The sequence below is a fragment of the Draconibacterium sp. IB214405 genome (assembly GCF_033963885.1).
GTDB lineage: Bacteria > Bacteroidota > Bacteroidia > Bacteroidales > Prolixibacteraceae > Draconibacterium.
Genome location: NZ_JAXBMA010000001.1, coordinates 1,081,152 through 1,103,964 on the forward strand (window position 1 = coordinate 1,081,152; position 22,813 = coordinate 1,103,964).

The following is a 22,813-nucleotide window of genomic DNA, read 5'->3' on the forward strand; positions in this document are numbered from 1 at the left end:
TTGTTACACATTGGTTTTTGTGTACAAAGTATTTCCCAACCTTGTTTTACGCTGCAAAGTTAAAAAAATATGGTTTGCAATAAGTTAAATAGTGTGAAGCTAATAAATAAACACATGCAGTTCGCGGGGGCCATGCGCTCCCATCACCAGTGTTTTTTCTATATCGGCAGTTCGGCTGGGACCGGTTACCAGTGTTATTTGCGATGGCAGTTGCTCCGAATACTTTTCCTGAATTTTGTTGTATGCAGTTTCAAGGAAATCGACCAATTGTTCCCTTTTGGCAATCACAATATGTTGCGGCGGAAAAACTGATAGTTGCCTGCCGCCTTCCAATGCAGAACTAACCATAACCGAACCGGTGTGAGCAACTAGAAATTCACAGGAAGTTACTCCTGCTTCCATTTCTTTTGCACGCTCGTAATCCTGATATTGAATAGCATTGGCAGAAAGCAGTTCCTTTAATTCCTGTTCGGCACAGAAGGTTGCATTTTCAGGAATACTTTCAAGCAGTGCCTTTAACTTGTCAATTAGTTCCTCATGGGAATTGCACAAATAAACACTCCCGTTTACCGCTTCCAGATTTTCTTTAAAAGCTTTGTCTAAAGCTTTTTCAATGGAATGATAAACGGGAGCATCAAAATCTGGCTTTTCCGGCTCGGGGTGAATGGCTTTTTTAAGCCTGTTCAATATTTCTTCTCGAGCCGTTGCCATTTATTCTTTTGTTGATTCTTCTTCCGAAGTTTCTTTAGCTTTTGTTTCTTTCTTTTCTGTTTCTTCGGCTTTTAGTGCTTTTTCGCCGTTGCCGTTTTCAGAAATTACATGTTTTTTATCCCACGGACGTTTGCCAAAAATTTCTTCAAGATCTTCGCTGAAAATTACTTCGCGTTCGAGAAGCAAATTAGCCAGTTTTGTATGACCTTCCGAATTATCTTTCAGAATTTGTTTTGCGCGGGCATATTGGCTGTCGATCAGAATTTTTACTTCTTCATCGATTAATTCAGCCGTTTTTTCGCTGTATGGTTTGGTAAATGTAAAGTCCGATTGACCGGTTGAATCGTAATAACTTACGTTTCCAACTTTTTCACTCATACCAAATATGCTAACCATCGCATAAGCTTGTTTGGTCACTTTTTCAAGGTCGTTTTGCGCACCCGAAGATATTTTTCCAAAAGTAATTTCTTCTGCTGCACGTCCACCCAATGCCGAAGCCATTTCGTCGAGCAACTGCTCTTTTGTGGTGATAGAACGTTCTTCAGGTAAATACCAGGCTGCTCCCAAAGCTTTTCCGCGCGGAACGATTGTTACTTTTACCAGCGGGTGTGCATATTCCAGCAACCAACTAATGGTAGCGTGGCCTGCTTCGTGGAAAGCAATCGTTTTCTTCTCCTGCTGAGAAATGATTTTATTCTTCTTTTCCAAACCACCAATAATACGGTCTACGGCATCAAGGAAATCCTGTTTTGTTACCGAATCCCTGTTTCTACGTGCTGCAATTAAGGCAGCTTCATTACAAACGTTGGCAATATCGGCACCCGAGAACCCCGGAGTTTGTTTAGCAAGAAAATCAACTTTTACTTCTTCACTTAGTTTTAACGGACGAAGGTGAACGTTGAAAATCTCACCACGTTCGTTAAGGTCCGGTAATTCCACATGTATCTGACGATCGAAACGCCCTGCACGCATTAATGCACGGTCGAGAATATCAGCGCGGTTGGTAGCTGCCAGAATGATAACTCCACTGTTGGTGTCGAAACCATCCATTTCGGTAAGCAGCTGGTTCAATGTATTTTCGCGCTCGTCGTTCGATCCCATATTTGGGTTTTTACCACGGGCACGACCAATCGCGTCAATCTCGTCGATAAACACAATACACGGTGCTTTTTCTTTTGCTTGTTTAAACAGGTCGCGAACACGCGATGCTCCAACACCAACAAACATCTCAACAAAATCGGAACCCGACATGCTGAAGAACGGCACATTTGCTTCGCCGGCAACAGCTTTTGCAAGCAGGGTTTTACCTGTTCCCGGAGGGCCAACAAGCAACGCTCCTTTTGGAATTTTACCTCCCAGTTTGGTGTATTTTGCCGGGCTTTTCAGGAATTCTACAATTTCTTCAACTTCCTGTTTTGCTTCTGCCAGTCCGGCAACATCTTTAAAGTTTGTCGATACTTTTTGGTCTTTATCAAAAACTTTGGCCTGCGATTTTCCAACATTAAAAATACCGCCGGCACCACCGCCTCCGGCACCACCGCGGCTCATTCGGCGGAAAATCCACCACCACAGCAAAATAATCAGAATAAATGGTCCGATAGACCAGATGATATCGCGTGCCCAGTTGGTTTCGTCTTCGTAAACCGGGAAAACTTTATCCTGCGAGTTTTCCTGTGCAACAGTAAGGTCTTCGGCAAACTTTTCAATCGGTCCGGTATTGAATTTAAAATGTGGTCCGATATCCGATGGCTTCGAAAAGTTTCCTTCAAACTGCGATTCGTAATTTTTTATGCGATCCTTTTTCAGGTAAATACGTGCAATTTTTTCGTTCACAACAACAATACGTTCAACATCGCCGTTTTGCAGCATTTGTTTTACCTGTGGCCACGATGTGTCAACCGGCCCGCGGCTGTTGCTGATGTAGAATTGTACAATAAGGAATACAACGGCTATGATACCATAAATCCAATATGCATTAAATTTTGGTGTCTTTCCGTCGCCTTTTTTGGGACTAAATTTCCCAAAGGGGTTGTTCAGATTGTTCTGATCTTTCTTGTTATTTTGTTTATCTGTCATGGTCTTTTACTCTTCTTCTTCAATATTTGTAATTTTTGCGTCAGCCCAAAGTCCTTCAAGGTTATAAAACTGGCGTGCTTCTTCCTGAAATACATGTACCATCACATCGCCGTAATCCAATAAAATCCATATTGCATTTCGGTAGCCGTCGCGGTGCCAAATATCCTCGCCGGTTATTTCTTTTACCGTTTCTTCTATCGAGTGTGCAATTGAATCAACATGGGTTGATGAAGTACCGTGGCATATGATAAAATGACCACATTCAGTATGTTGTATGCTTTCAAGATCAACGTGTATAATGTTCTTTCCTTTTATTCGATGTATACCTTCAAGAATGGCTTCTAATAAAATCTTCGAATCTTTTGTTTTGCTCATATAAATTTGTTGTACCCTACAAAGATAATCTTTTTGTCAATTAACCATTTTTTAAGAGAATGGTTTACTTTTGAATTATATGTTTTTAACAGACAAGAATATCATTTTACTAAGTGAGGTTGACAGTACCAACAACTATGCCAAGCAACTGGTTGCTGAAAAGGCGGCTTCGGGTACTGTCGTTTTGGCACAATATCAGCAAAATGGCCGCGGACAGGTCGGTAATTTCTGGGAAAGTGAGGCAGGTAAAAATTTACTTTTTAGTTTGATTTTGTACCCGGTATTTTTAGAAGCCGGTAAGCAATTTTATATTTCTAAGGTAGTTAGCCTGGCTTTGGTTGAGGTTTTAAGTGAATACCTCGATGATGTAAAAATTAAATGGCCCAACGATATTTATGTGGGCGTGAAAAAAATAGCCGGTATTTTAATCGAAAATACCATGAAAGGAAATAGCCTCGATTCGTCGGTTATTGGGGTGGGAATGAATATTAACCAGGAAAAATTTGTTTCGGATGCACCAAATCCGGTTTCGATGAAACAGTTGCTCGGAAAAGAGATTTCGAAGGAAACGATTTTGAAATCTTTTTTAGTGAAACTGGATGAATTGATAGGTTTTTTAATTGAAGGAAATTTATCCGCTGTCGACAGGGCTTATCTTTCCACCCTGTTTCGTGGCGAAGGTTGGCACACTTACCGTACAAAAGGGAAAGAGTTTAGCGCCAGAATTGCAGGAATTGGCAGCTTTGGTCAACTCCGGCTTCAGGAATCGGGCGGAAACATAACCGAATACATGTTTAAAGAGGTGGAGTTTGTTGTATAAAGTTATGAGGGGCTGAAGGACTGAAGGATTGAATTTGGGATTGCAAAATTAGAGAACTGTTAAATTGTTTTATGGTTAAACTGCTAAATTGCTTTTTCCTCTGAGTGTCTTTTCTGTTTTCTTTTTACCACAAAGAGCTCTAAGTGCTCGCAAAGTTTCTCAAAGTTGTTTTACAATCTTAACCTTTTGCCTATTGGTATTTGCCAACTGCATATTCCTTCTAAAATCTACAATCGTTAATCAACATTTGAAATTTGGGAAACGGCTACTGATATGGTAATTTCGATAATGTATCGGCCAATTGGTTAATGCCTTCTTCCAGTTTACTTCCGGCCATCATTTTAATCATCATGCTCATTTCGGCGTGCAGCGTAAGACGCATTTTTGTTTTGTATTCGTCAACCGGCAACAACTGAATCCAGAATGTAAAGCTAAGTGGCAGACCACCAGAACTTTCAACTTTTATGGTTTTAAAAGGTTCGCGGTTAACAATCTTTATTTCGGCAAGACCCAGCCCGGTAATGTTAAACTTACAGGAATCGCGATCCGACTCAAAATCGGTAATCTTAATTTGCGGAACCTTTTCGGTGATCTTTTCAATCAATCCTGAATTTAAATAAGTAGAAAGGTTTTCGAAATTCGACAAATAATTAAATACAATCTGCTGATTGTGATCAATTACTTTCACCTCGCTTGTGTACTTGTTTACAGCCATAACAGTCATAAAAAAATCCCGCCCCAATAACCAAAGGAGCGGGATTATATATTTAAAGTCTTTTTAATCAGCTAATTATTTTCCCCAGTTTGCAGGATCTTCGCGCCACTCCATCAGCGATTCTACCTGGTCTTTTGAAATGTCGCCATTTTCCAGCGAAAGGTCGATCAAAATCTGGTAACGGCTTAACGATGTTAATTCGATACCTGCTTTTTCGAAGTTTTCTTTTGCCAATGGGAAATTGTAGGTGAAAATTGATACCATACCCACAACATCGCCACCAAAGTTGTTAACAGCCTCAGCAGCTTTTAAACTACTGATACCTGTTGATACCAAATCTTCAACAACGACAACTTTCTGGAATGGTTTCAAATCACCTTCAATCAGGTTTTCCAAACCGTGTCCTTTTGGTTTCGAACGAACATAAATAAACGGAAGTCCAAGTTGGTCGGCAACCAAAGCACCAATAGCAATGGCACCTGTGGCAACTCCGGCAATAACCTCAGCTTCAGGATATTTTTCCTTGATCAATTTAACAAACGCATCGCGAATGTATGCGCGGGTGTCAGGATAAGAAAGCGTTTTTCTGTTGTCGCAATATATTGGAGATTTCCAACCCGATGCCCATGTAAATGGATTATCTGGTTGTATCTTTATCGTATTAATTTCAAGTAATTTTTTAGTTACTTCAATTTGAATGGATTCCATAATTTGTGCAATTTTAATTCAATGCAAAAGTATAAAGTTTTTTTGAATGAAAAGAGGATAGTATTTGTGCCGGGCGCGAATATAACATTGAGTAAACTAAGCGGGATTTTGACTAAAAACAGCACTGTTGAAGACATAATGGGCTGGGTGCAAAGTTTTGAAAAGAACAATATCTCAGAAACTGTTGTAAAACATCCCGAGTGTGAAAACGTGTTTCAGCAATTCAGATCGGCATTTTTACAAATTGATGCTGCGGGTGGCGTTGTGAAAAAGGGGGAACTGCTTTTGTTTATTTTCAGAAACGGAAAGTGGGATCTTCCCAAGGGAAAAATTGATAAAGGCGAAAGTATTGAAAATGCAGCCTTGCGCGAAGTGGAAGAAGAATGTGGAATCAGCAATCACACCATTAAAAAAGCGCTGCCATCAACCTATCATATTTACAAATCGCCTTACAAAAAAACATTTGGACAATGGATTTTTAAGGAAACCTTTTGGTTTGAAATGGATTATTCCGGCAATGAAACGTTAACACCGCAGCTGGACGAAGGTATAACGGAGGTGCGTTGGTTTCATCCGAACGAATTAAATGTGGTGCTTGAAAATACTTATGAAAACTTAAAAGCGCTGATCGAACTTTACCGGGCTTGATTGCGCTGGCGCATAAAAAGCTCATTACGGAGCCAGGTTCCAAATTGCTGCTCGAAACCGTTTAGTGGCGCTTTTGCATCGTCGAAAACTACCTGGTGTTTTTCGTTTAATAAAATACATTGTGGAAATGAGCGGATCTTGTACTCAGCAATGGCCTCGCTGTTACTGTCGATCATGACGATTCCGGGCACGTTATTTTCTTTAAAAAAGCTATCAATTCCCGAACGTTCGGTATTTCGTAGTACCACAAAAATATCGAGATGTTTGTTGAAAAGTTCATCCAGACGACTCAGGTATTTTAAATGTTCCTGGCAAATTACCGTTTCCACGTCGGCAAAAACGATGTACTTAAATTTCTCCTGGTTGGTGTTGGTACAACGTTTTTCTCCGCTTAGATCGTTCAAACAAATTGCGGGAGCTTCACTACCTTTTTCAAGGAAAGTAATTTTGGTAGTAATATTTTGCGCTGTTTCCCGGATTTTAATTTCCCTGTGGCTGGTAAAATGTTTATCGGCGATCATATTTTTTATGGCCTTTTCCGAAAACTCTTTGGAATAAAATCCATCGTGAAGCATTTTTAATAATACCAGATCGGCCATGTCGCCAGAGAGCTTGTATTTTTCGTTGATAAACGCGAGTAAAGCCTCAATATTTTCACTGGCTACCGCCTCCGAAACTTTTCTCCCGCCAATAGCTTTTGCAGAAAAACTCAACTGTTTATCAAAGGTTTTGTTGAACAGCGTTTCAAATGCCTGATGTTCCCAGAATTTCGTTGGGATGTCTTGAAAGACCACGGAATAATCTTCCGGACGCATCCTAAAAATGTCAGCCTCAATAAGTTTTAAGCGTAGTTTTTTATGTAGCTCAAAACTTTCGGAGTTGGTCTGCGGGAAAATTGAATCAATAGCTGTTGTTAACGTTTTAAATGCAGTCTTTGATTGATGAAAATATAGGGCGTTAAAATCTTTATCCGTAAGTTCGTTCAGCTTCTGTTCAAACCGGCTGATCTTATCATTGATCTTATTTCCGCTATTTGAGAAAAACCAGAATGAAACAGGCGTGAAATACGGATTTTTCTCATCGGCAAATGCTTTCTTTTGTAATGGTGGCAATTTCAGCTCGATATCTGTTCCCGGCTCAAGCAGTAGCAAGCCCCGGTAAATTCCAAATTCAGAAAATGCAAAAACCGGATTTTTAGTTTCTATTGTTGCATGTGCTTCCCCTGCATTATCGAATTGTAAGGTAAATAGTAGTTCGGTAGTGTTTGAAACAGGGTCGGCAAACGAATAGAAACTTAGTTTTTCGTTCGCGTAATCTTTATTCGAACATGTTACAACAGTAGCCAAACCTGCAAACGAACTATTCGCAAAGAAGATGAGTAATAATAAAAAACGAGTGAAATTGCTCATGTGTTTTAATCAACTTTAAATTCGCTCATATCCAAACCTTTTGGCAGAAACATGCTGGCGTCGCCACCGTGAGAAACGATATCGCGAATAATGGTTGCATTGACCGGCGTATGCTCCGGCAGGGTGAGTAAAAATACCGATTCAATTTCGGGGTGCATCTTTTTATTTACCTGAGCAATTGCACGTTCGTACTCAAAATCGGATGAAGTACGAATACCACGCAAAATATACTTTGCGTTTACCTCCTTGCAAAAATCAACGGTAAGTCCATCGTGCAAACGCACCTCAATAGTAGGTTCGTCGCTAAATACCTGGTTGATCCACTTTATCCTTTTTTCAATCGGAAAGAACGATTTTTTATTGGCGTTAAAACCAATCATGATATAAATTTTGTCGAACATTGAAATGGCACGCCGAACAATCGACTCGTGTCCAATCGTAAATGGATCAAAAGATCCGGGGAATATGGCAATTCTTTCCATTTTTGAATCGTTAAAGTGCTTCAAAATTAGCGAAAAATACTAAGCGTAAAAACGAAGAGTCCGGTTAGTTTATTGCTTTTGCACGGTTTGAGCTCACAAACAGGATGTTGCCAAGGTCGTTGTAGCCTTCGCTAAACTCTTCAATATTTTTAAGTGCATCGGTTGTAAAACCAATTATTGTAAGGTCGGCATCGGCCGAATATTTCATGATTTTATTTTTGCGGTCGCCCGACTCAAACGGCACCATCGAGATGTTTGAAGGACTGATTGGCAAACGGCCCGCTTTTATCAGTTCCAGTAATTGTTTACGTTTCTCTTCAACATCTTCATCGGGGTAAAGCGCAAAAATTTTAATTTTTCCTTTTTTCCATTCCGGGTGTCCCAGAATAATGTATCCTAGCAAAATCATCAGGTTGGCATTCACATAATCTTCCGGACTAATCCAAATGTGAATTTCGTTTTTGTAGCCAAAACTTTTGTACGAAGTATTTAGAATACAAATATCGAAACCTGCGGATTCAACAATCTGATAATTGCCGGTAATTTCTTTTAGATTGCCCGGATCGGTTCTCGAGAATTCAAAAAGAATAAGGTTGTTTCCTTTTCCCGAAATTCCTGAAAGCTGCACCACCTGCGCAATTGCCGAAGTATACGATGGCGAAATTATGGTGTCGAGATAAACACGGTTTTTACTTCCGGAAGAAAGCTGAATTAATCGATCGAGAACTTGTTTTGATTCTTCGGTATTTTTTTCGTTCAGTAATCCTTTTATAAAATGAATGTAGGTGCCAAAACCGTATTTGTACGAAATCCAGCGCATAATGTCGAATGCCGAACGGCGTTTAAACGTATCGTGCGAAATACAAACTCCAAACGGACGCCAGCTTTTATCTTTCTCGCTGTCGGCGCGCTGCAGCATAATTTGCATCTGGCGGCTCAACTGGAAAATAACACCTCTGAAAAGTTTATTCAGTCCCTGGTTCTCTTCGTTGTTAAGCATGATAACGTAGTAAATGATAGCCATAATTACCACAGAAAATGCTGCGTAGGTGGCATTCATTTTAAACATTAACCAAAACGACGACAGAGTTCCGATGAGCGACAAATGCCAGCTTGAACGGAATGTTGGGCGATAAGCCGGATCGGCTGCAAAATGTTCCAGGAATGAGATGAGGCAGATAGCGCTATAGGTTACCATGAAGAACATAGAGATGATCTGTGCAACAAAATCAACATCGCCGATTACTACAAAAACAAAAGCAATAAGGATGGTAACCAATGAGCCGTTAATCGGTTCGTTGTCGCTTTTTCGCCCTTTGGCAAACCAGCGATTCAGGTATCCCTGCGGAAATATATCGTCGAAACCAATGGCTTGCAATGTCCGTGGTGCAACCATTATTGAACCCAATGCAGAACTTAACGAAGCAGCTGCCAAACCTATTGGAATTATTGGCCCCCACAGGGCAATTTTGCTCATAATTAACTGGTCGGCAACTAGATCCTCGGGTTTAGCAGAAATCGCAAATTTGTAGGCAACGGCAACATACACCAGCATACCAACCACAGTTGCCCACAGCGTTCCGCGGGGAATCGATTTTTTGGGATCTTTTAAATCACCTGAAAGTCCTAGTCCTGCTGCAAGTCCTGTAAACGCAGGGAAGATAATTGTAAATACAAAAAAGAAATCAAGATGATTGGGTACGGTGCTGTGAAAATTAACCGTTTCGGGTTTAATGCTAGAATCGCCCATAAAGAACATGGCAATGGACGAAAGCAATACAATAACCACAACATACAAGGCTTTCATTCCAACATTGGCACCTTTTGTAAGAATCAGTACGGAAAGTAAAAACATTGTTGGAATGGAAATCCACCGCCGATCGGGGATGAAAAAATTATAAGTTTCACCAATCCATTTTATTACCGGCTCAAACGCTTCGCCAAAAGCAATTACGTAAAACGCCACACTAATGGCTTGTGAAAGGTAGAGTGCAATACCGATTGCTCCTCCGATATTTAACCCGAATGAACGGCTTATTATGTAATACGCACCGCCGCCCTGCACTCGCTGATTGGTGGCAATTTCGGCAACGGCAAAAGCGGTAGGAATGGTTACCACATGGCCTAAAACGATTATGCCGATAACGCCGATAAACCCGACCTGACCAACAGCCCATCCAAAACGCAGAAATAAAATTGCGCCAAGTATGGTGGAAAGTGCAGTAAGAAAAACCGGTAAGGTGCCGAATTTTGCATTAGTGTTTACCAGCGATTTTGCCATATTAACTCTGTTTGTAGTCTTAAAGGTGAAAACTAATTCTGAAAAATCAAACGATTGGATGATAAAAGAAGTATGGGCATATATTTTAAAAGCAGGAATACGGTTTAACTTTCTTCTTTTGGATGATCCTAAAACATGATACAGATATTAGCAAACTGACTGTAATTGTTATCAATAATTGGCTTCACAAACATTAAGAAATGATTTCAAACAATGGAAGTTTTTGCATGGAATCATCCGCCGTGTATTAATTTGTGTTCAAATATACTTTAATTTGTAATACTAAACGGCCAAAAGTTCCCTATGAGTTATAAAGTAAAAGGCATCATTCTTACAACGATTTTAGCATTTTTTGTGGTATTCATTTTTTTTGGAAAAATTATTCAAAATCCGAATGAGTTTTGCTTTTCTGCTGATGGTGATGGTTTTAAAGCCTACTATGGTGCCATGTATCATGTGCAGCATGATTCAACATTTATGCGGATGAACGGAATGAACTATCCTTATGGCGAAATGGTATTCTTTACCGGATGTCAACCTTTGGTTGCAAATGCCATAAAACTGTTTAGTACTACTATTTTTGATATTGGCGACAATGTGGTGGGGATTATGAATCTTCTGATGATATTTTCCATTGTTATAGCTGCCCTGTGTATGTTTCTGATATTCTATGAATTAGACGTGGACTGGGTATTTGCTTCTGTAGTTGCAGCCGGAATATGTATGCTTTCTCCTCAATTGGCACGATTTGGTGGTCATTTCTCGCTTTCCTGGATGTTTTGGATACCTCTGATGCTTTGGTTGGTGATTCGTTTTGATAAAAAACCGAACTATCTTAGGGCATTGGTAATAGGATGCGTGACATTTCTTGCAGGTGCTATGCACATGTATTTTATAGCGTTCTATGGTTTTATTATTGGTCTGTATTTATTGGGGCAGTTGCTACACAAGAATCGAAAGTTTGGTTTATTAAAGGGAGTTATATTCTTTTTTATTCAATATGTTTTCCCGGTAATTCTTTTTCAACTAATAATTTCAGTCAACGATCCGGTAACTGATCGCACTGCTTTCCCATATGGTTTCTGGGCATACATGGGTAATCCTTTAGGGGTGTTTTTGCCGTATGGAAAACCATATAGTTGGGTTCCAAGGGTAATTACTGCATTTCGGCATGTTTCCTGGGAAAGTTTTGCATTTATAGGTATGAGTGCCTTGTTTGGTTTTTGTATTGGAGTATTCTATTTTTTCAGGAAACTCTTTAAGAAGAAAAATCCATTTAATATTACCGATCAGTTTATTTCAAATATTCTGTTTTGGGCTTCCTTTGTTGCATTACTTTTTTCTTTTGGACTTCCTTTTAAATTTGGATTTGAAAGTCTGGTTGATCAACTTGGGCCACTAAGGCAACTTCGGGCACTCGCACGATTCTCATGGCTGTTCTTTTATATGCTGAATATTGTGGTTTTTTATTCCCTGTATAAAAAAATAGAAAACAGCGGGAAAAATTTAATATGGATCGGCATCGGCACTATTGCAATATTATTTTTACTCTACGATGGAGCCTGGAATACATGGATTAACAGTAGATCTATTCAGAATGAAAAACCGTTATTGACTGACGTTAACAATGAGTTGCCGGCAAATAAATGGGTTAATGAAATTAATCCGGAGGACTATCAGGCAATTTTACCTCTACCATATTTTCATGTTGGTTCAGAAAATATTTGGATAGAGAGCCAACAGAATACGCAGGAGCTTACCATGTTGGCATCGCTTAAAACCGGATTACCAACCACTGGTGTTCAGCTTAGCAGAACCTCAATTGGGCAAACGTATAAAAACTATGCATTGGTTACAGAGCCACTTGAGCCGTTTAAAATATTGTCTGACCTGCCAAGCGGAAAACCATTTTTGTTACTTTTTAATCGTAAACATTATGCAACACCGGAAGAAGAGCGATTAATTAAGGCGGGAGATTTGCTCTATCAGGATGAGTTTCTGGAGTTAAGAAAATTGTCGGTTGAAAAACTCGAAGGACTGCATGATCAATATTTAAAAAAAATAGAATCAGAAATAAAAGGAACCCAGCTGTACAAAAAGGGAAATTATCTGATGACTGATTCAGCGAAAATGTTCATTCATAAAACTTTTGATGATGCATCAACCGAGCATGTTTTTTATGGAGCCGGAGCTTTGCAATACCCTGGTGAGCACTGGAAAGTTGTATTGGAGGATACATTAAATTTAGCTGCAGGTAAAAAATACAAGCTTAGTTTTTGGATGAGTGACTACAAGGAAGACGGTAGATTAAGAACTGTTGTGGAGTTTGTTCAGCGAGATGGCAAAACGAAAGAAGTAAGTAATTATTTCTATTCCGATGCGCATCGACACATAAAAGGATTTCAGAATGAATGGGCTTTGATAGAATTAAATTTTGAAACAAAAACTGAAAACGAAGTAATAAAGCTTGCAATTCGAAACACTACCTTAAAAAATGAAACATTAGTTATTGATGAATTGATTATACGGGAAGAGGATTTAGATGTGTACTATCCGGCATCGGATGTAAAGTTTAAGAACGGAAGAAAACTACCATTTTAATGAATTTCAAATATAAAAATCTAAATTATTTCAATGTAGCCGCCTACCTGTTTTTTATATGGTTCGCACTTTGGTCAATATTCTACGCCCAGGCTCGTATATTGATAACTGATCCGGCTTTTTATCTTTTTAATATTATTAATTCATCGGATTTTTTTGTGCCGGGAACGCGATACACTGCTGTAATTAACCAGCCTTTGGTTCTTATTGGTGTTAAATTGAAATTACCATTGCATGTACTGATTTCACTTTATTCCTTCTCATTTGTGGCGGTTCGGTTTGTTTATTTTGTACTTGTCAATCATGTGCTAAAAAACAAAGCTGCCGGATTTGGGGTTATTGCCATTTCTGTTGTTGGTGTTGCGCAAAGTTATTTCCGGCCAACCTCTGAAAGTACAATTGCCATGCTAAACAGTATTCTTCTGTATGCCTGGCTTTGTTATGCAAACAGGTGGGAAAGATTGGGTAAATGGAAAGAACTTGTCAACTTTTTTGGTGCTTTGATTTTAATTGTGTTTGGATATTTAACACACCCTATCGCCTTATTCTCTCTTCTTTTTGTCATTGTTTATTACGCAATATCAGAAAGAAAACTTAAATCATTTTTCCCATATCTGATGGTGCTGTTCACAGTGGGAATATTTATGCATGAGGTTTTTATTGGTAGCGATAATTCACATCACGAAAGTATCTACGGAAATTTAATTTCATCCCCCTCGTCAATCTTAAAAGAAATTAAAACCTATTATCCGTATAAATTTTTTGATACGCGTTTTAAACTGTTGTATCGACCTTTGGGAATCTTGTTTTTGGGTGGAGTTGTGCTGGCCCTGTTCAGAAAGAAATGGATGGAAACAGGCTTTTTTGTGCTGTATTCGATAGTATATTTTGTGGTTACATGTACTTCTTTTAAAGCAGGTGACTCTGATATGCAAATGGAAAAGATATTTCTTCCGCTGGTGTTGTTTTCTGCAATCGTAACCGTTAACGCTTTAGTTGAATTTAAAATAAACAGTAAGCCTATACTTGGTATTCTGGTTGTATTAATGGCCGTTACTAGCTATGCAAAGATTAAGGGTGCGGCATCCAGTTATAATGGTCGTATCGTTTACCTCAAGGAGATTGTTGAAATAGCAAATAAAAAATCCGTCCGCAAACATGTTATAACTCGGGAACAGTTAAATAACCAGCGAATGGTATTCAATTGGGCCATGGGAATTGAGACCTTGATGCTTTCATCAATGGATAAAACGATGGAGCCGTTAACTGTTTTTACAGCACCAAATTTGGATGAAGTAAAAGCAAGAATGAAGGAAAAGGATAACCTGATGGTAGCACCTTTTTATACATCGTATAATTATAACGGACTGAATAGTAGTTACTTTGTTTTGCAGGAAGAGGCGTATTCATATTTGGATTTAGAAGAGGAGAAGTAGCACTGTATAAGCAAGTTAATGTTTGCTGGATACCACAGCTAGATTTTAATTCTACCCATCAACCGCGTAGCAAACGTTGCAAAAGCCACTACCGAAACCGAAGAAATTGGCATTAAAATAGCTGCCACAACCGGCGAAAGGTTTCCGCTGAGGGCGAAGGCAATTCCGATAATATTGTAACAGAAAGAAATAAAGAAGCTGAGTTTTACGATGTTCAGCGAAGTTTTTGTGAAACGGATAAAGTTCGCCAGCTGATTAAATTGTTCGGCTTCCAAAACTGCGTCGCTGGCCGGTGAGAAGTGGTATACTTTATCGGCAATTGTTAAGGCTACATCACTTTGCATCAACGCTCCGGCATCGTTTAGTCCATCTCCTGTCATTAGCACAGTATTTCCTTTGTCTTGCTGTGCTTTTATAAAAGCTGCTTTGTCACCGGGTTTTTGATCAAAAAGCATGTGCTCACGATCAAAGTATGACGAAAGATTATCGGCTTCTGCATCATTGTCACCTGAAATGAGAAATAGATTGAAAGCTCCTTTTAGCGTCGCTAAAACCCGGTCGAATCCGCTGCGGTATTGGTTGCTAATAGTAAAATGTCCTTTGAACTCCTCGTTAATAGCAACAAAAACCATCGATGTTTTTTTCTTTTCAAGTGTTGGCGAATTGGTAACATATTCTTCCGAACCTATTCTCAGGTCCAAATCGTTTACTTTCCCAAAAATACCACGACCTGCAACTTCAACAAAATGCTCCGGATTATGATATGCGGATCCGTTGAACGATTGTGAAAGGGCGGTACTTAAAGGATGTGTCGATTGACGTGTTAGCGAAAAAACAGCATCTTTTTCTGATGCGGAAAGTTCGGTTCCCGAATACACCACTTTGTTTTGGTTGGGCTGTGTTAAGGTGCCTGTTTTATCAAAAACAATGCTGTTAATATGCGAAAGCTTTTCAATGACGTCGGTGTTTTTTATGTACAGACCTTTTTTGCCAAAAATACGCATGGTATTGCCAAAGGTAAACGGAATTGAAAGCGCCAAAGCACAAGGACAAGCCACAATCAGTACCGCCGTGAAAACAAAAATGGCCGTGTGATATTCTCCTCGGATCGCCCAAAAAGTAAATCCGAAAATGGCAATGGCAATAACAATCAGTGTGAAATATTGGCTAATCCGGTCGGATAATGTTTTTAGTGAGTCACTGGGTTTTTCGTACGATTTATCCTGGTTCCAGAGTTTGGTGAGGTGACTCTGGTTCACCTCTTTTTTCACCTTGATACGAATTATTCCGCCCATTTGGCGACCACCGGCGTATATAAAGTCGCCGGGCTTTTTAACGATCGGTGTCGACTCGCCGGTAACAAAACTATAATCGATTCGGCCTTCACCTTCAACCAATTCGGCATCGGCAGGAACCAGTTCTTTGTTGCGGATGATCAGTTCATCGTCTACCTCGATTTTTTCAATGAGAATACTTTCTTCAATCTGTTTATTGATTTTGGTAACAGCAATCGGGAAATACGATTTATAATTCCGGTCGAACGAAAGCGCTTCATAAGTTTTGCTTTGGTACCATTTTCCAACCAGTAGAAAAAAGATGAGACCCGATAAACTGTCGCTGTAACCCGGCCCACCGGTAAATAGCACCTCGTAACTGGTTACCAGAAACAGCACAATAATTCCCAAAGCAATGGGCAAATCAATGCTGATATTCTTTTTCAGCAGGTTTTTGATAGCCGAAATATAATAGTCGCTACCGCTGTAAAACGCCACCGGAATAACCAGAATGTAACTGAGAATACTAAAAAGCGATTGCAGTTTGTCGCTAAGTGGTTCGCCGTTAAAATAAGCCGGCAAACTGTAGGTCATTACATTAATAAACACAAAACCAGCTACCCCGATTTTGTACAAAAGCTTTTTGTATGATTTGTCTTCCTGTTTACCGGCCTGACTTTGCGACAGATCGGGAATGTAATGAATTGAAGAAAGCAGCTCAACCAATTCTCGCAGTGAAATTTCTTTTTCGTTGAAGGTAATATCAACCTCCTTTCGTGTAAAATTTACAAACGAATGAAGAATTCCTTTGTGCAACTTGTGCAAATGTTCGAGCAGCCAAATACACGATGCACAGTGGATAACAGGGACGTAAAATTTAACCTTTGAAATAGCTCCTTCGGTAAACGAGATCAGCTTTTCTTTTACTTCATCGTTGTCGAGAAAAGCATATTTATTGCCAAATTCGGTGGTGGTCTCCACTTTTATTCCCGGCGTTTCTTCCAGGTTATAGTAGTTGTAAAGTTTGTTTTCATTCAGCAGTTGATATACCGTTTTACATCCGTTACAACAGAAATTCCGGTCGTTCCAAACCACGGGATTACTTCCACAATCGGCACCACAATGTACGCAACTATTCTCCTCCTTTTTTCCCATTTTCCAATGTCCGTTTTCTGCTAATCTACTTTACAGCAATCGCCCGTTGTTTCGGTATGCAATTCTGCACTATTACTTTCCAGACTTTTTTCAAATTTCTGTTCGATCTTTTGTTTAGGCGGGCTAAGGTAGGGGATGCCCAGACTTAATCCGCGCAGCACAAACAGAATTCCAACAATAACAACCAGCACCGGAATCAGTTTGTTGATTTTTTTGCGAACGGCTAAACTCAGCACATTCCCGGCCAACGAGATGGCCAGCAACATAGGAATCGTTCCCAGTCCAAACAGGATCATATACAACGAGCCCTCTACAATTCCACCAGTTCCAATGGCCCCGGCAATAGCCATATAAACCAAACCGCAGGGAAGCAGTCCGTTCAACATGCCAATAAAAAACAGGCTTTGAAACGAGCGGATGGAAAACATGTCACCAATTTTCTTTTTGAGTTTGCCCACTGCCGAAAACCAGCTTTTATCCATTTTGTACTGGTTTTTAAAAAGCTTAGGAAAGAGTACCGAAATGATCATGAGTGCTCCCATGATTACAGATACTTTTTGCTGAAATCCGATCAATTGGAGACCTTGTCCAAGAAACCCGAAAATAGCGCCCATAATACCGTAAGTAATGGCTCTGCCAATATTATAAAGGGTTCCTCCGAATATTTTTTGAGGTACAGTATTTCCGTGAAGTGGTAGTGCAATGGCAATGGGTCCGCACATTCCGGCACAATGAAAACTGCCCATTAATCCTAAAATCAGTGCTGAGATAAAAATAGTCATGGCAATATTATTATGAACAAAAGGTTAGTATTTTTAAAGGTAGTGAATTTATTGGATATTTACCGGACGGTCGATTTCATATCGTTCACCATCGGTGTACCATGAAAACTTTAAGATGTACCGGCCATTGATCAGGTCGGCTTTCTGAAACAGGATGGATTGATCTCCTGCAAGAACTTTTTGCTTTAAATCTTTTGTATAGTCTGAGGGACGGAACAGGTGCATAGTGCCTGAATCGATCTTTGAAACCAGCGTATTGTCAATTGAAACTATCAGAGCATCGTTGCTCAGTGCTACATCAAAAGAATGGGCAAATGCTTTCGATCGGGCATTAACATTCATTTGTTCTGAATAATCAACACCTTTTTCGTAATAATCTTTGTGCACCAGGTTTACCGGTTGGCGCACCGCAAATACTATAAAGACAGCCGACCCGGCTAAAAACAATGCCAGAAATATAAATATTCCGGTTCCCCAATTAAACTTCATTCGCATTTTCTAATTTATTATTCCTGTTTCTTTATAATTCCTGTCATTTCGACGAAGAATGAGGAGAAATCTGTTACATCTGAGCTGAGTTGTTAAAGATTTCTCACTTTGTTCGAAATGACAGCATCTTTTTAATTCTCTACTGAAAACTGCCAACTGTCAGTTTCTTATGGCCCAACAAACGTGGCTCTGTAAGTTTCAATTAATTCATTACTGCTGAAAACACCAAACTCAACTTCTGTTTTATCGCTTTTTATTTCGCTTTTTGGCAAAAACAATATAAAAGTGGATTCGTACATATCCTGGTCTTTCACACTCATGGTATTTCCGGCCATTTGTATTTTACCGTCATGAGAGATAACACGTAATTCGAGCGGAAGTTCTTCGTGTGTTTTATTTACGATTTTAATATTATAAACATTTGAAATGGTAGCCTCCTGTTCCTGGTATAATAGTCCCGGTTTGCGCAAAATAGTTGTTTCAATTTCCGGCCTTGAAGCCAGGGTGTAAACAAAAAACGAAAATATAAGCAGCAATACCACCGTGTAGGCTTTTGTGCGTGTCGTCCACACCGAAGTGTGCTGGCCTTTTATTTGCGCTTCTGAAGCGTAGCGAATCAATCCGGGTGCTTTTCCGGTAACGTGCATAATTTTATTACACTGATCGATACAGGCTGTACAATTAATACATTCCAGTTGCGATCCGTTGCGGATGTCGATTCCGGTTGGACAAACCGAAATACATTGTTTACAATCTGTACAGTCGCCACTGCCGCGTCCTCCGCGTGGTTCACCGCGCACATAATCATAAGTAACGGCAATCGATTTTGAATCGAGCAAAACACCCTGCATTCTTCCGTAAGGACAAACCATAGTACATATTTGCTCGCGGAAGAATGAATAAACCCAATAGAAAAATCCTGAAACTACAAGCATGATTAAAAAACCGGAGAGATTTTTTCCAATAGGTTCACTAATCATTTGCAGCCACCGATCGGCGCCGATAAACCACATTAGAAAAACATTGGTCATGGCAAGCGAGATGACGATGAAGATAATGTGCTTTAATGTTTTCTTCACTATTTTCTTAGTCGTCCACGGGCTATTGTCGAGTTTATGGCGCTCGCGGTAATCGCCTTCAATCAGGTATTCTATTTTTCGGAACACCATCTCTAAAAAGATGGTTTGCGGGCAGGTCCAGCCACACCACAACCTGCCGTAGGTGACAGTAAACAATACCACAAAAAGAACAAAAGAGAGCATTAACAATGCAAGGATAAACGTATCCTGCGCCCAAAAAATGGCTCCGAAAATGATAAACTTTCGGTTGGCGATATCAAGCAGGATCAACGGATTGCCGTTAATTTTAATAAACGGAACTGCCAACCAGAATAGCAGTAAAAACCAACTAACGATCGTTCGCCGGGTAAACCATTTTCCAGAAGGCTTTTTTGCATAAACCCATTTTCTTCCACCCCGCTCATTCATGTTAATGGGGTAATCTCTGAAATCGAGCTGTTGACTTGCCATATGTTCAATTTAGTGGTAAAAAAGTTGGGAAACGCAGTTCCCCAACTTCCATATCAAAGTATTACTTTTTACTCACATTTTTCTCCTTGCGGATCTTTGGCATTGGCCGGATTCGTGCCTCTCAGTGTCATAATATAGCTGGCCACTTTTTGGATTTTTTCGTCGCTCATTTGAGTCTTATACGCAGTCATCCCTTTTGCAGGCACTCCTTCTTTAATGGTATGAAAAGCGCTCTGAAAATCACATCCGTGCAGCGTGTATTCATCCGTCAGGTTCGGACCAATCGCATTACCTTCGCCGTTCATTCCGTGGCAGGCCATACATGCCAAATCGGTATAAATTTGTTTTCCTTCAGCAATCGATGCTTCATCGGTAAACGCGGCAAGATCGTCGGCCGAAATGGTTTCGATTTGGTATTTCTCGTCATGTGCCATCGATTTACGCGCATATTCAGCATCCTGATGATCGCCTTCTTTTAACCAGAAAAAATAGGCGGCATATATAATCGACCATCCAATGGTTATATAAAACATCAGCATTATCCATCGTGGTGGCGGATTGTCCAACTCTTTTATCCCATCGTAATCGTGGTCCATGATGTTGTCTTCCTGCTCAACTATTTGCTTATTTTCTTCTGACATAGCTAATGGTTTAATTTGAAATTTTAATTTCTCCGGACTCACTATCCGTCAATATTGAATTCTTATAATCTTCCATTTCTTCATTCGGCCTGCGCATAGTACGAATAAAGATGACGATAAAGAGAATCACAAAAATCAGCAATCCGATGATGTAAAAAATCTGGATTTCTTCTATGCTTGTTAATACATTACTTACGATCTTCATGCTATTTGTTTTGTAAGGTAATCAGCACGTAACTTGTCAGCTGTGTGATTTGTTTCTCAGAATACTGCGATTTGTAAGGAACCATCCCTTTGGCCACATTTCCTTCCGAAATGGAATGATAAACTTCTGCAGGAGAGTTTCCATGCAGCCATTCATCATCTACCAAACTTGGGAAAGTTGCTATTCCTTTTCCTTCAGCTCCGTGGCATACCACGCAGGTAGTTTGAAACATTTTCTTTCCGGCTTCCAAATCTTCAGCAGCTTCAAGAAGTTTAACTTCTTTTTCAGCATCATCTTTGGTAAACGACTCGGCGTGCATTTCAACTTGTGCAACATCGGGCTGATCCATAATATCTTTACCCAGTTTGTGCATGTAGGCAATCATGGCTACCATTTGTTTTTTCGAATCGGTTTCAATTCCGGAAGCTTTAAGATCGGCAACAATTCCTTCGGCCTGTGTCAGGTAATCGTCAACAGCTTGTTCGTCGTATCCTTCGGGATAAGGAACTCCAAGCGTTTGCATTGCCCTGATCTTTTTCGGCGTTTGAGAAAGATCTACATTTTTAACCGACAACCAGGCATAATTTGGCATTATCGACTGTTCGTTCATTTTCTGCGGATCCATAAAGTGATTAAAATGCCATGCTGCATTTTTGTACATCGGACCGCCAATTACACCGGCACGGGCCAAATCTGGTCCCATACGGCGCGATCCCCATTGGTAAGGGTGATCGTAAACAAACTCTCCAATTTTTGAGTATTCGCCATAACGATCGGTTTCCCAACGGAATGGGCGAACCATTTGCGAGTGGCAAACATAACAGCCTTCTTTAATGTACAGGTCTCTTCCTTCCAATTCAAGCGGAGTATATGGTTTTACCGAGTCGATAGTCGGAACATTTGATTTTATAAAGATCATCGGAACGATTTCGACAGCACCACCAATCGCCAACGCAATAAATACCCAAATCGAAAAGCGAACTGCACGGCGCTCCATCCAGCGGTGAACAGTTTCTGTAACCGGATTTCGTTTACCTGCCAATACCAATGCAGGAGCTTCCGATGCTTCGTCGTTAACAAAACTTCCGGCTTTCATTGTTTTTGCAAGGTTCACCACCATGATAATAAATCCACCAAGGAACAGCACGCCAGAGAATACCCGAACGGCATACATCGGTACAATTTGAGCAACGGTTTCAAGGAAGTTTGGATATTGCAGGAATCCTTCGTCTGTGTAATCGCGCCACATTAACCACTGTGTTACGGCAGCCCAGTATAATGGAATTGCGTAAACAAGAATTGCCAAAGTAGACATCCAGAAGTGGGTGTTGGCGAGTTTTTCGGAATACAATTTTGTTTTAAACAGTTTCGGTACCAGCCAGTAAAGCATACCAAATACAAGACCGCCGTTCCAGCCCATACCACCAATGTGTACGTGGGCAATCGTCCAGTCGGTAAAGTGAGTAATCTGGTTAACTGACTTAAGCGACATCATCGGGCCTTCAAAGGTTGACATACCATAAGCGGTAACTGCCACAACAAGGAATTTAAGGGAGGCACTGTCGCGAACACGGTCCCAGGCACCACGTAAGGTAAGTAAACCGTTTATCATTCCACCCCAACTCGGTGCTATTAACATTATCGAGAATGTTACTCCAAGCGCCTGAGCCCATTCAGGTAAAGCTTGGTAAAGCAAGTGGTGTGGTCCGGCCCACATGTACAAAAAGATGAGCGACCAGAAGTGAATGATAGAAAGTTTATATGAATAAATTGGCCGGTTGGCAGCTTTTGGAAGATAGTAGTACATCAAGCCCAAAAACGGTGTGGTCAGGAAAAATGCAACAGCATTGTGTCCGTACCACCACTGCACTACAGCATCCTGTGCTCCGGCGTAAATAGAATAACTTTTAAACAGCGAAATAGGTAATTCAAACGAGTTAACTACGTGCAAAATAGCTACTCCTAAAAAGGTTGCCAGGTACCACCAAATGGCGGCATAAATATGTTGAACACGACGAACAACCAGCGTGCCGATCATGTTCCAGCCAAAGGCCACCCAAACCAGTGTGATGAGAATATCAATAGGCCATTCCAGCTCGGCATATTCTTTTCCGGTTGTAAATCCGGCCAGCAAAGTTACGGCAGCCAAAACAATAATGGTTTGCCAGCCCCAAAAGTGGAACTTGCTCAGTTTATCGCTGAACATCCTCGTTTTAAGCAGTTTCTGCATGGAATAGTAAACTCCGGCAAAGATGGCGTTCCCTACAAATGCAAAAATAATAGCATTGGTATGGACCGGCCTAACCCTTCCAAAAGTTGTATACTCCAGGCCGAAGTTGAATACCGGAAATGCCAGCTGCAACGCTGCCACAACTCCCACCAGTATACCAACAACACCCCAAACCAGCGTAGCCAGAATAAAGAGCTTTACTATTTTGTTGTCGTAATTAAATTTTTGATTTTCCATGAGTTGGAT

At 40.3% G+C, this 22,813-nt stretch carries 19 protein-coding genes; 4 read left to right on the plus strand and 15 right to left on the minus strand.

Annotation, left to right across the window (positions count from 1 at the left end; translation table 11 throughout):
• Positions 1–99: 99 nt before the first annotated feature.
• The 3 genes from SLH46_RS04130 to rsfS are packed head-to-tail and all read right to left on the minus strand — an operon-like array spanning position 100 to position 3,162.
• Complete coding sequence (locus SLH46_RS04130; protein WP_320279887.1) at positions 100–711, minus strand: LutC/YkgG family protein; 612 nt, start codon at positions 709–711, stop codon at positions 100–102.
• Positions 712–2,787 (minus strand): ATP-dependent zinc metalloprotease FtsH, encoded by a 2,076-nt coding sequence (gene ftsH / locus SLH46_RS04135; protein WP_320279888.1) that lies wholly within the window; start codon positions 2,785–2,787, stop codon positions 712–714.
• Positions 2,788–2,793: 6 nt separating this feature from the next.
• Positions 2,794–3,162, minus strand: coding sequence for a ribosome silencing factor (gene rsfS, locus SLH46_RS04140; RefSeq protein WP_320279889.1), 369 nt, complete (start codon positions 3,160–3,162; stop codon positions 2,794–2,796).
• A gap of 79 nt (positions 3,163–3,241) precedes the next feature.
• Here rsfS and SLH46_RS04145 point away from each other — a divergent pair, with 79 nt between their 5' ends.
• Positions 3,242–3,982, plus strand: coding sequence for a biotin--[acetyl-CoA-carboxylase] ligase (locus SLH46_RS04145; RefSeq protein WP_320279890.1), 741 nt, complete (start codon positions 3,242–3,244; stop codon positions 3,980–3,982).
• 265 nt (positions 3,983–4,247) lie between these two features.
• Here SLH46_RS04145 and SLH46_RS04150 read toward each other — a convergent pair whose 3' ends face one another.
• Positions 4,248–4,697: a hypothetical protein gene (locus tag SLH46_RS04150; protein WP_320279891.1), complete on the minus strand. Its 450-nt coding sequence runs from the start codon at positions 4,695–4,697 to the stop codon at positions 4,248–4,250.
• A gap of 75 nt (positions 4,698–4,772) precedes the next feature.
• Positions 4,773–5,405 (minus strand): orotate phosphoribosyltransferase, encoded by a 633-nt coding sequence (gene pyrE / locus SLH46_RS04155; protein WP_320279892.1) that lies wholly within the window; start codon positions 5,403–5,405, stop codon positions 4,773–4,775.
• A 21-nt stretch (positions 5,406–5,426) separates the two neighbouring features.
• On the opposite strand from pyrE, the gene SLH46_RS04160 reads away from it, so the two are divergent.
• Positions 5,427–6,053, plus strand: coding sequence for an NUDIX hydrolase (locus tag SLH46_RS04160; RefSeq protein ID WP_320279893.1), 627 nt, complete (start codon positions 5,427–5,429; stop codon positions 6,051–6,053).
• Here SLH46_RS04160 and SLH46_RS04165 read toward each other — a convergent pair.
• From SLH46_RS04165 to SLH46_RS04175, 3 genes are all read right to left on the minus strand, one after another.
• Positions 6,041–7,462: a redoxin family protein gene (locus SLH46_RS04165; protein ID WP_320279894.1), complete on the minus strand. Its 1,422-nt coding sequence runs from the start codon at positions 7,460–7,462 to the stop codon at positions 6,041–6,043. The genes SLH46_RS04160 and SLH46_RS04165 overlap by 13 nt on opposite strands.
• A 5-nt stretch (positions 7,463–7,467) precedes the next feature.
• Positions 7,468–7,944, minus strand: coding sequence for a pantetheine-phosphate adenylyltransferase (gene coaD, locus SLH46_RS04170; RefSeq protein WP_320279895.1), 477 nt, complete (start codon positions 7,942–7,944; stop codon positions 7,468–7,470).
• A 64-nt stretch (positions 7,945–8,008) separates the two neighbouring features.
• Positions 8,009–10,225: an amino acid permease gene (locus SLH46_RS04175; protein WP_320279896.1), complete on the minus strand. Its 2,217-nt coding sequence runs from the start codon at positions 10,223–10,225 to the stop codon at positions 8,009–8,011.
• A 303-nt stretch (positions 10,226–10,528) separates the two neighbouring features.
• On the opposite strand from SLH46_RS04175, the gene SLH46_RS04180 reads away from it, so the two are divergent.
• A complete protein-coding gene (locus SLH46_RS04180) occupies positions 10,529–12,826 on the plus strand; it encodes a hypothetical protein (RefSeq protein WP_320279897.1) in 2,298 nt (765 codons plus the stop codon).
• A complete protein-coding gene (locus SLH46_RS04185; protein WP_320279898.1) occupies positions 12,826–14,262 on the plus strand; it encodes a hypothetical protein in 1,437 nt (478 codons plus the stop codon). Before SLH46_RS04180 ends, SLH46_RS04185 begins: the two co-directional genes overlap by 1 nt.
• A 38-nt stretch (positions 14,263–14,300) precedes the next feature.
• Here the strand turns inward: SLH46_RS04185 and SLH46_RS04190 are convergent, their stop codons facing one another.
• The 7 genes from SLH46_RS04190 to ccoN all read right to left on the minus strand — a co-directional run bounded on the left by SLH46_RS04190 (position 14,301) and on the right by ccoN (position 22,804).
• On the minus strand, positions 14,301–16,691 hold the full coding sequence (locus SLH46_RS04190) for a heavy metal translocating P-type ATPase (protein WP_320279899.1): 2,391 nt from the start codon (positions 16,689–16,691) through the stop codon (positions 14,301–14,303).
• Between the two features lie 20 nt (positions 16,692–16,711).
• Positions 16,712–17,473 (minus strand): sulfite exporter TauE/SafE family protein, encoded by a 762-nt coding sequence (locus tag SLH46_RS04195; RefSeq protein ID WP_320279900.1) that lies wholly within the window; start codon positions 17,471–17,473, stop codon positions 16,712–16,714.
• A 48-nt stretch (positions 17,474–17,521) separates the two neighbouring features.
• Entirely contained in the window at positions 17,522–17,962 is a 441-nt protein-coding gene (locus SLH46_RS04200; protein WP_320279901.1) for a FixH family protein, read from the minus strand.
• Between the two features lie 167 nt (positions 17,963–18,129).
• Positions 18,130–19,491, minus strand: a complete 1,362-nt coding sequence (ccoG, locus tag SLH46_RS04205; protein WP_320279902.1) for a cytochrome c oxidase accessory protein CcoG — start codon at positions 19,489–19,491, stop codon at positions 18,130–18,132.
• Positions 19,492–19,559: 68 nt separating this feature from the next.
• Complete coding sequence (locus SLH46_RS04210; protein ID WP_320279903.1) at positions 19,560–20,132, minus strand: cbb3-type cytochrome c oxidase N-terminal domain-containing protein; 573 nt, start codon at positions 20,130–20,132, stop codon at positions 19,560–19,562.
• Positions 20,133–20,142: 10 nt separating this feature from the next.
• Positions 20,143–20,337 carry a cbb3-type cytochrome c oxidase subunit 3 gene (locus SLH46_RS04215; RefSeq protein WP_320279904.1) on the minus strand — a complete coding sequence of 65 codons (195 nt, stop codon included), beginning with the start codon at positions 20,335–20,337 and terminating at the stop codon, positions 20,143–20,145.
• Position 20,338: 1 nt separating this feature from the next.
• Positions 20,339–22,804 (minus strand): cytochrome-c oxidase, cbb3-type subunit I, encoded by a 2,466-nt coding sequence (gene ccoN / locus SLH46_RS04220; RefSeq protein WP_320279905.1) that lies wholly within the window; start codon positions 22,802–22,804, stop codon positions 20,339–20,341.
• Between the last annotated feature and the right edge of the window lie 9 nt (positions 22,805–22,813).

What these genes read in the sequence shown, in the direction of transcription:
- SLH46_RS04175 (WP_320279896.1), bottom strand. Translation starts at nt 10,225, where the DNA reads ATGGCAAAATCGCTGGTAAACACTAATGCAAAATTCGGCACCTTACCG.
- pyrE (WP_320279892.1), bottom strand. Translation starts at nt 5,405, where the DNA reads ATGGAATCCATTCAAATTGAAGTAACTAAAAAATTACTTGAAATTAAT.
- ftsH (WP_320279888.1), bottom strand. Translation starts at nt 2,787, where the DNA reads ATGACAGATAAACAAAATAACAAGAAAGATCAGAACAATCTGAACAAC.
- SLH46_RS04145 (WP_320279890.1), top strand. Translation starts at nt 3,242, where the DNA reads ATGTTTTTAACAGACAAGAATATCATTTTACTAAGTGAGGTTGACAGT.
- SLH46_RS04195 (WP_320279900.1), bottom strand. Translation starts at nt 17,473, where the DNA reads ATGACTATTTTTATCTCAGCACTGATTTTAGGATTAATGGGCAGTTTT.
- SLH46_RS04165 (WP_320279894.1), bottom strand. Translation starts at nt 7,462, where the DNA reads ATGAGCAATTTCACTCGTTTTTTATTATTACTCATCTTCTTTGCGAAT.
- SLH46_RS04160 (WP_320279893.1), top strand. Translation starts at nt 5,427, where the DNA reads ATGCAAAAGTATAAAGTTTTTTTGAATGAAAAGAGGATAGTATTTGTG.
- SLH46_RS04185 (WP_320279898.1), top strand. Translation starts at nt 12,826, where the DNA reads ATGAATTTCAAATATAAAAATCTAAATTATTTCAATGTAGCCGCCTAC.
- ccoG (WP_320279902.1), bottom strand. Translation starts at nt 19,491, where the DNA reads ATGGCAAGTCAACAGCTCGATTTCAGAGATTACCCCATTAACATGAAT.
- SLH46_RS04180 (WP_320279897.1), top strand. Translation starts at nt 10,529, where the DNA reads ATGAGTTATAAAGTAAAAGGCATCATTCTTACAACGATTTTAGCATTT.
- SLH46_RS04190 (WP_320279899.1), bottom strand. Translation starts at nt 16,691, where the DNA reads ATGGGAAAAAAGGAGGAGAATAGTTGCGTACATTGTGGTGCCGATTGT.
- SLH46_RS04200 (WP_320279901.1), bottom strand. Translation starts at nt 17,962, where the DNA reads ATGAAGTTTAATTGGGGAACCGGAATATTTATATTTCTGGCATTGTTT.
- ccoN (WP_320279905.1), bottom strand. Translation starts at nt 22,804, where the DNA reads ATGGAAAATCAAAAATTTAATTACGACAACAAAATAGTAAAGCTCTTT.
- coaD (WP_320279895.1), bottom strand. Translation starts at nt 7,944, where the DNA reads ATGGAAAGAATTGCCATATTCCCCGGATCTTTTGATCCATTTACGATT.
- SLH46_RS04130 (WP_320279887.1), bottom strand. Translation starts at nt 711, where the DNA reads ATGGCAACGGCTCGAGAAGAAATATTGAACAGGCTTAAAAAAGCCATT.
- SLH46_RS04210 (WP_320279903.1), bottom strand. Translation starts at nt 20,132, where the DNA reads ATGTCAGAAGAAAATAAGCAAATAGTTGAGCAGGAAGACAACATCATG.
- rsfS (WP_320279889.1), bottom strand. Translation starts at nt 3,162, where the DNA reads ATGAGCAAAACAAAAGATTCGAAGATTTTATTAGAAGCCATTCTTGAA.
- SLH46_RS04150 (WP_320279891.1), bottom strand. Translation starts at nt 4,697, where the DNA reads ATGGCTGTAAACAAGTACACAAGCGAGGTGAAAGTAATTGATCACAAT.
- SLH46_RS04215 (WP_320279904.1), bottom strand. Translation starts at nt 20,337, where the DNA reads ATGAAGATCGTAAGTAATGTATTAACAAGCATAGAAGAAATCCAGATT.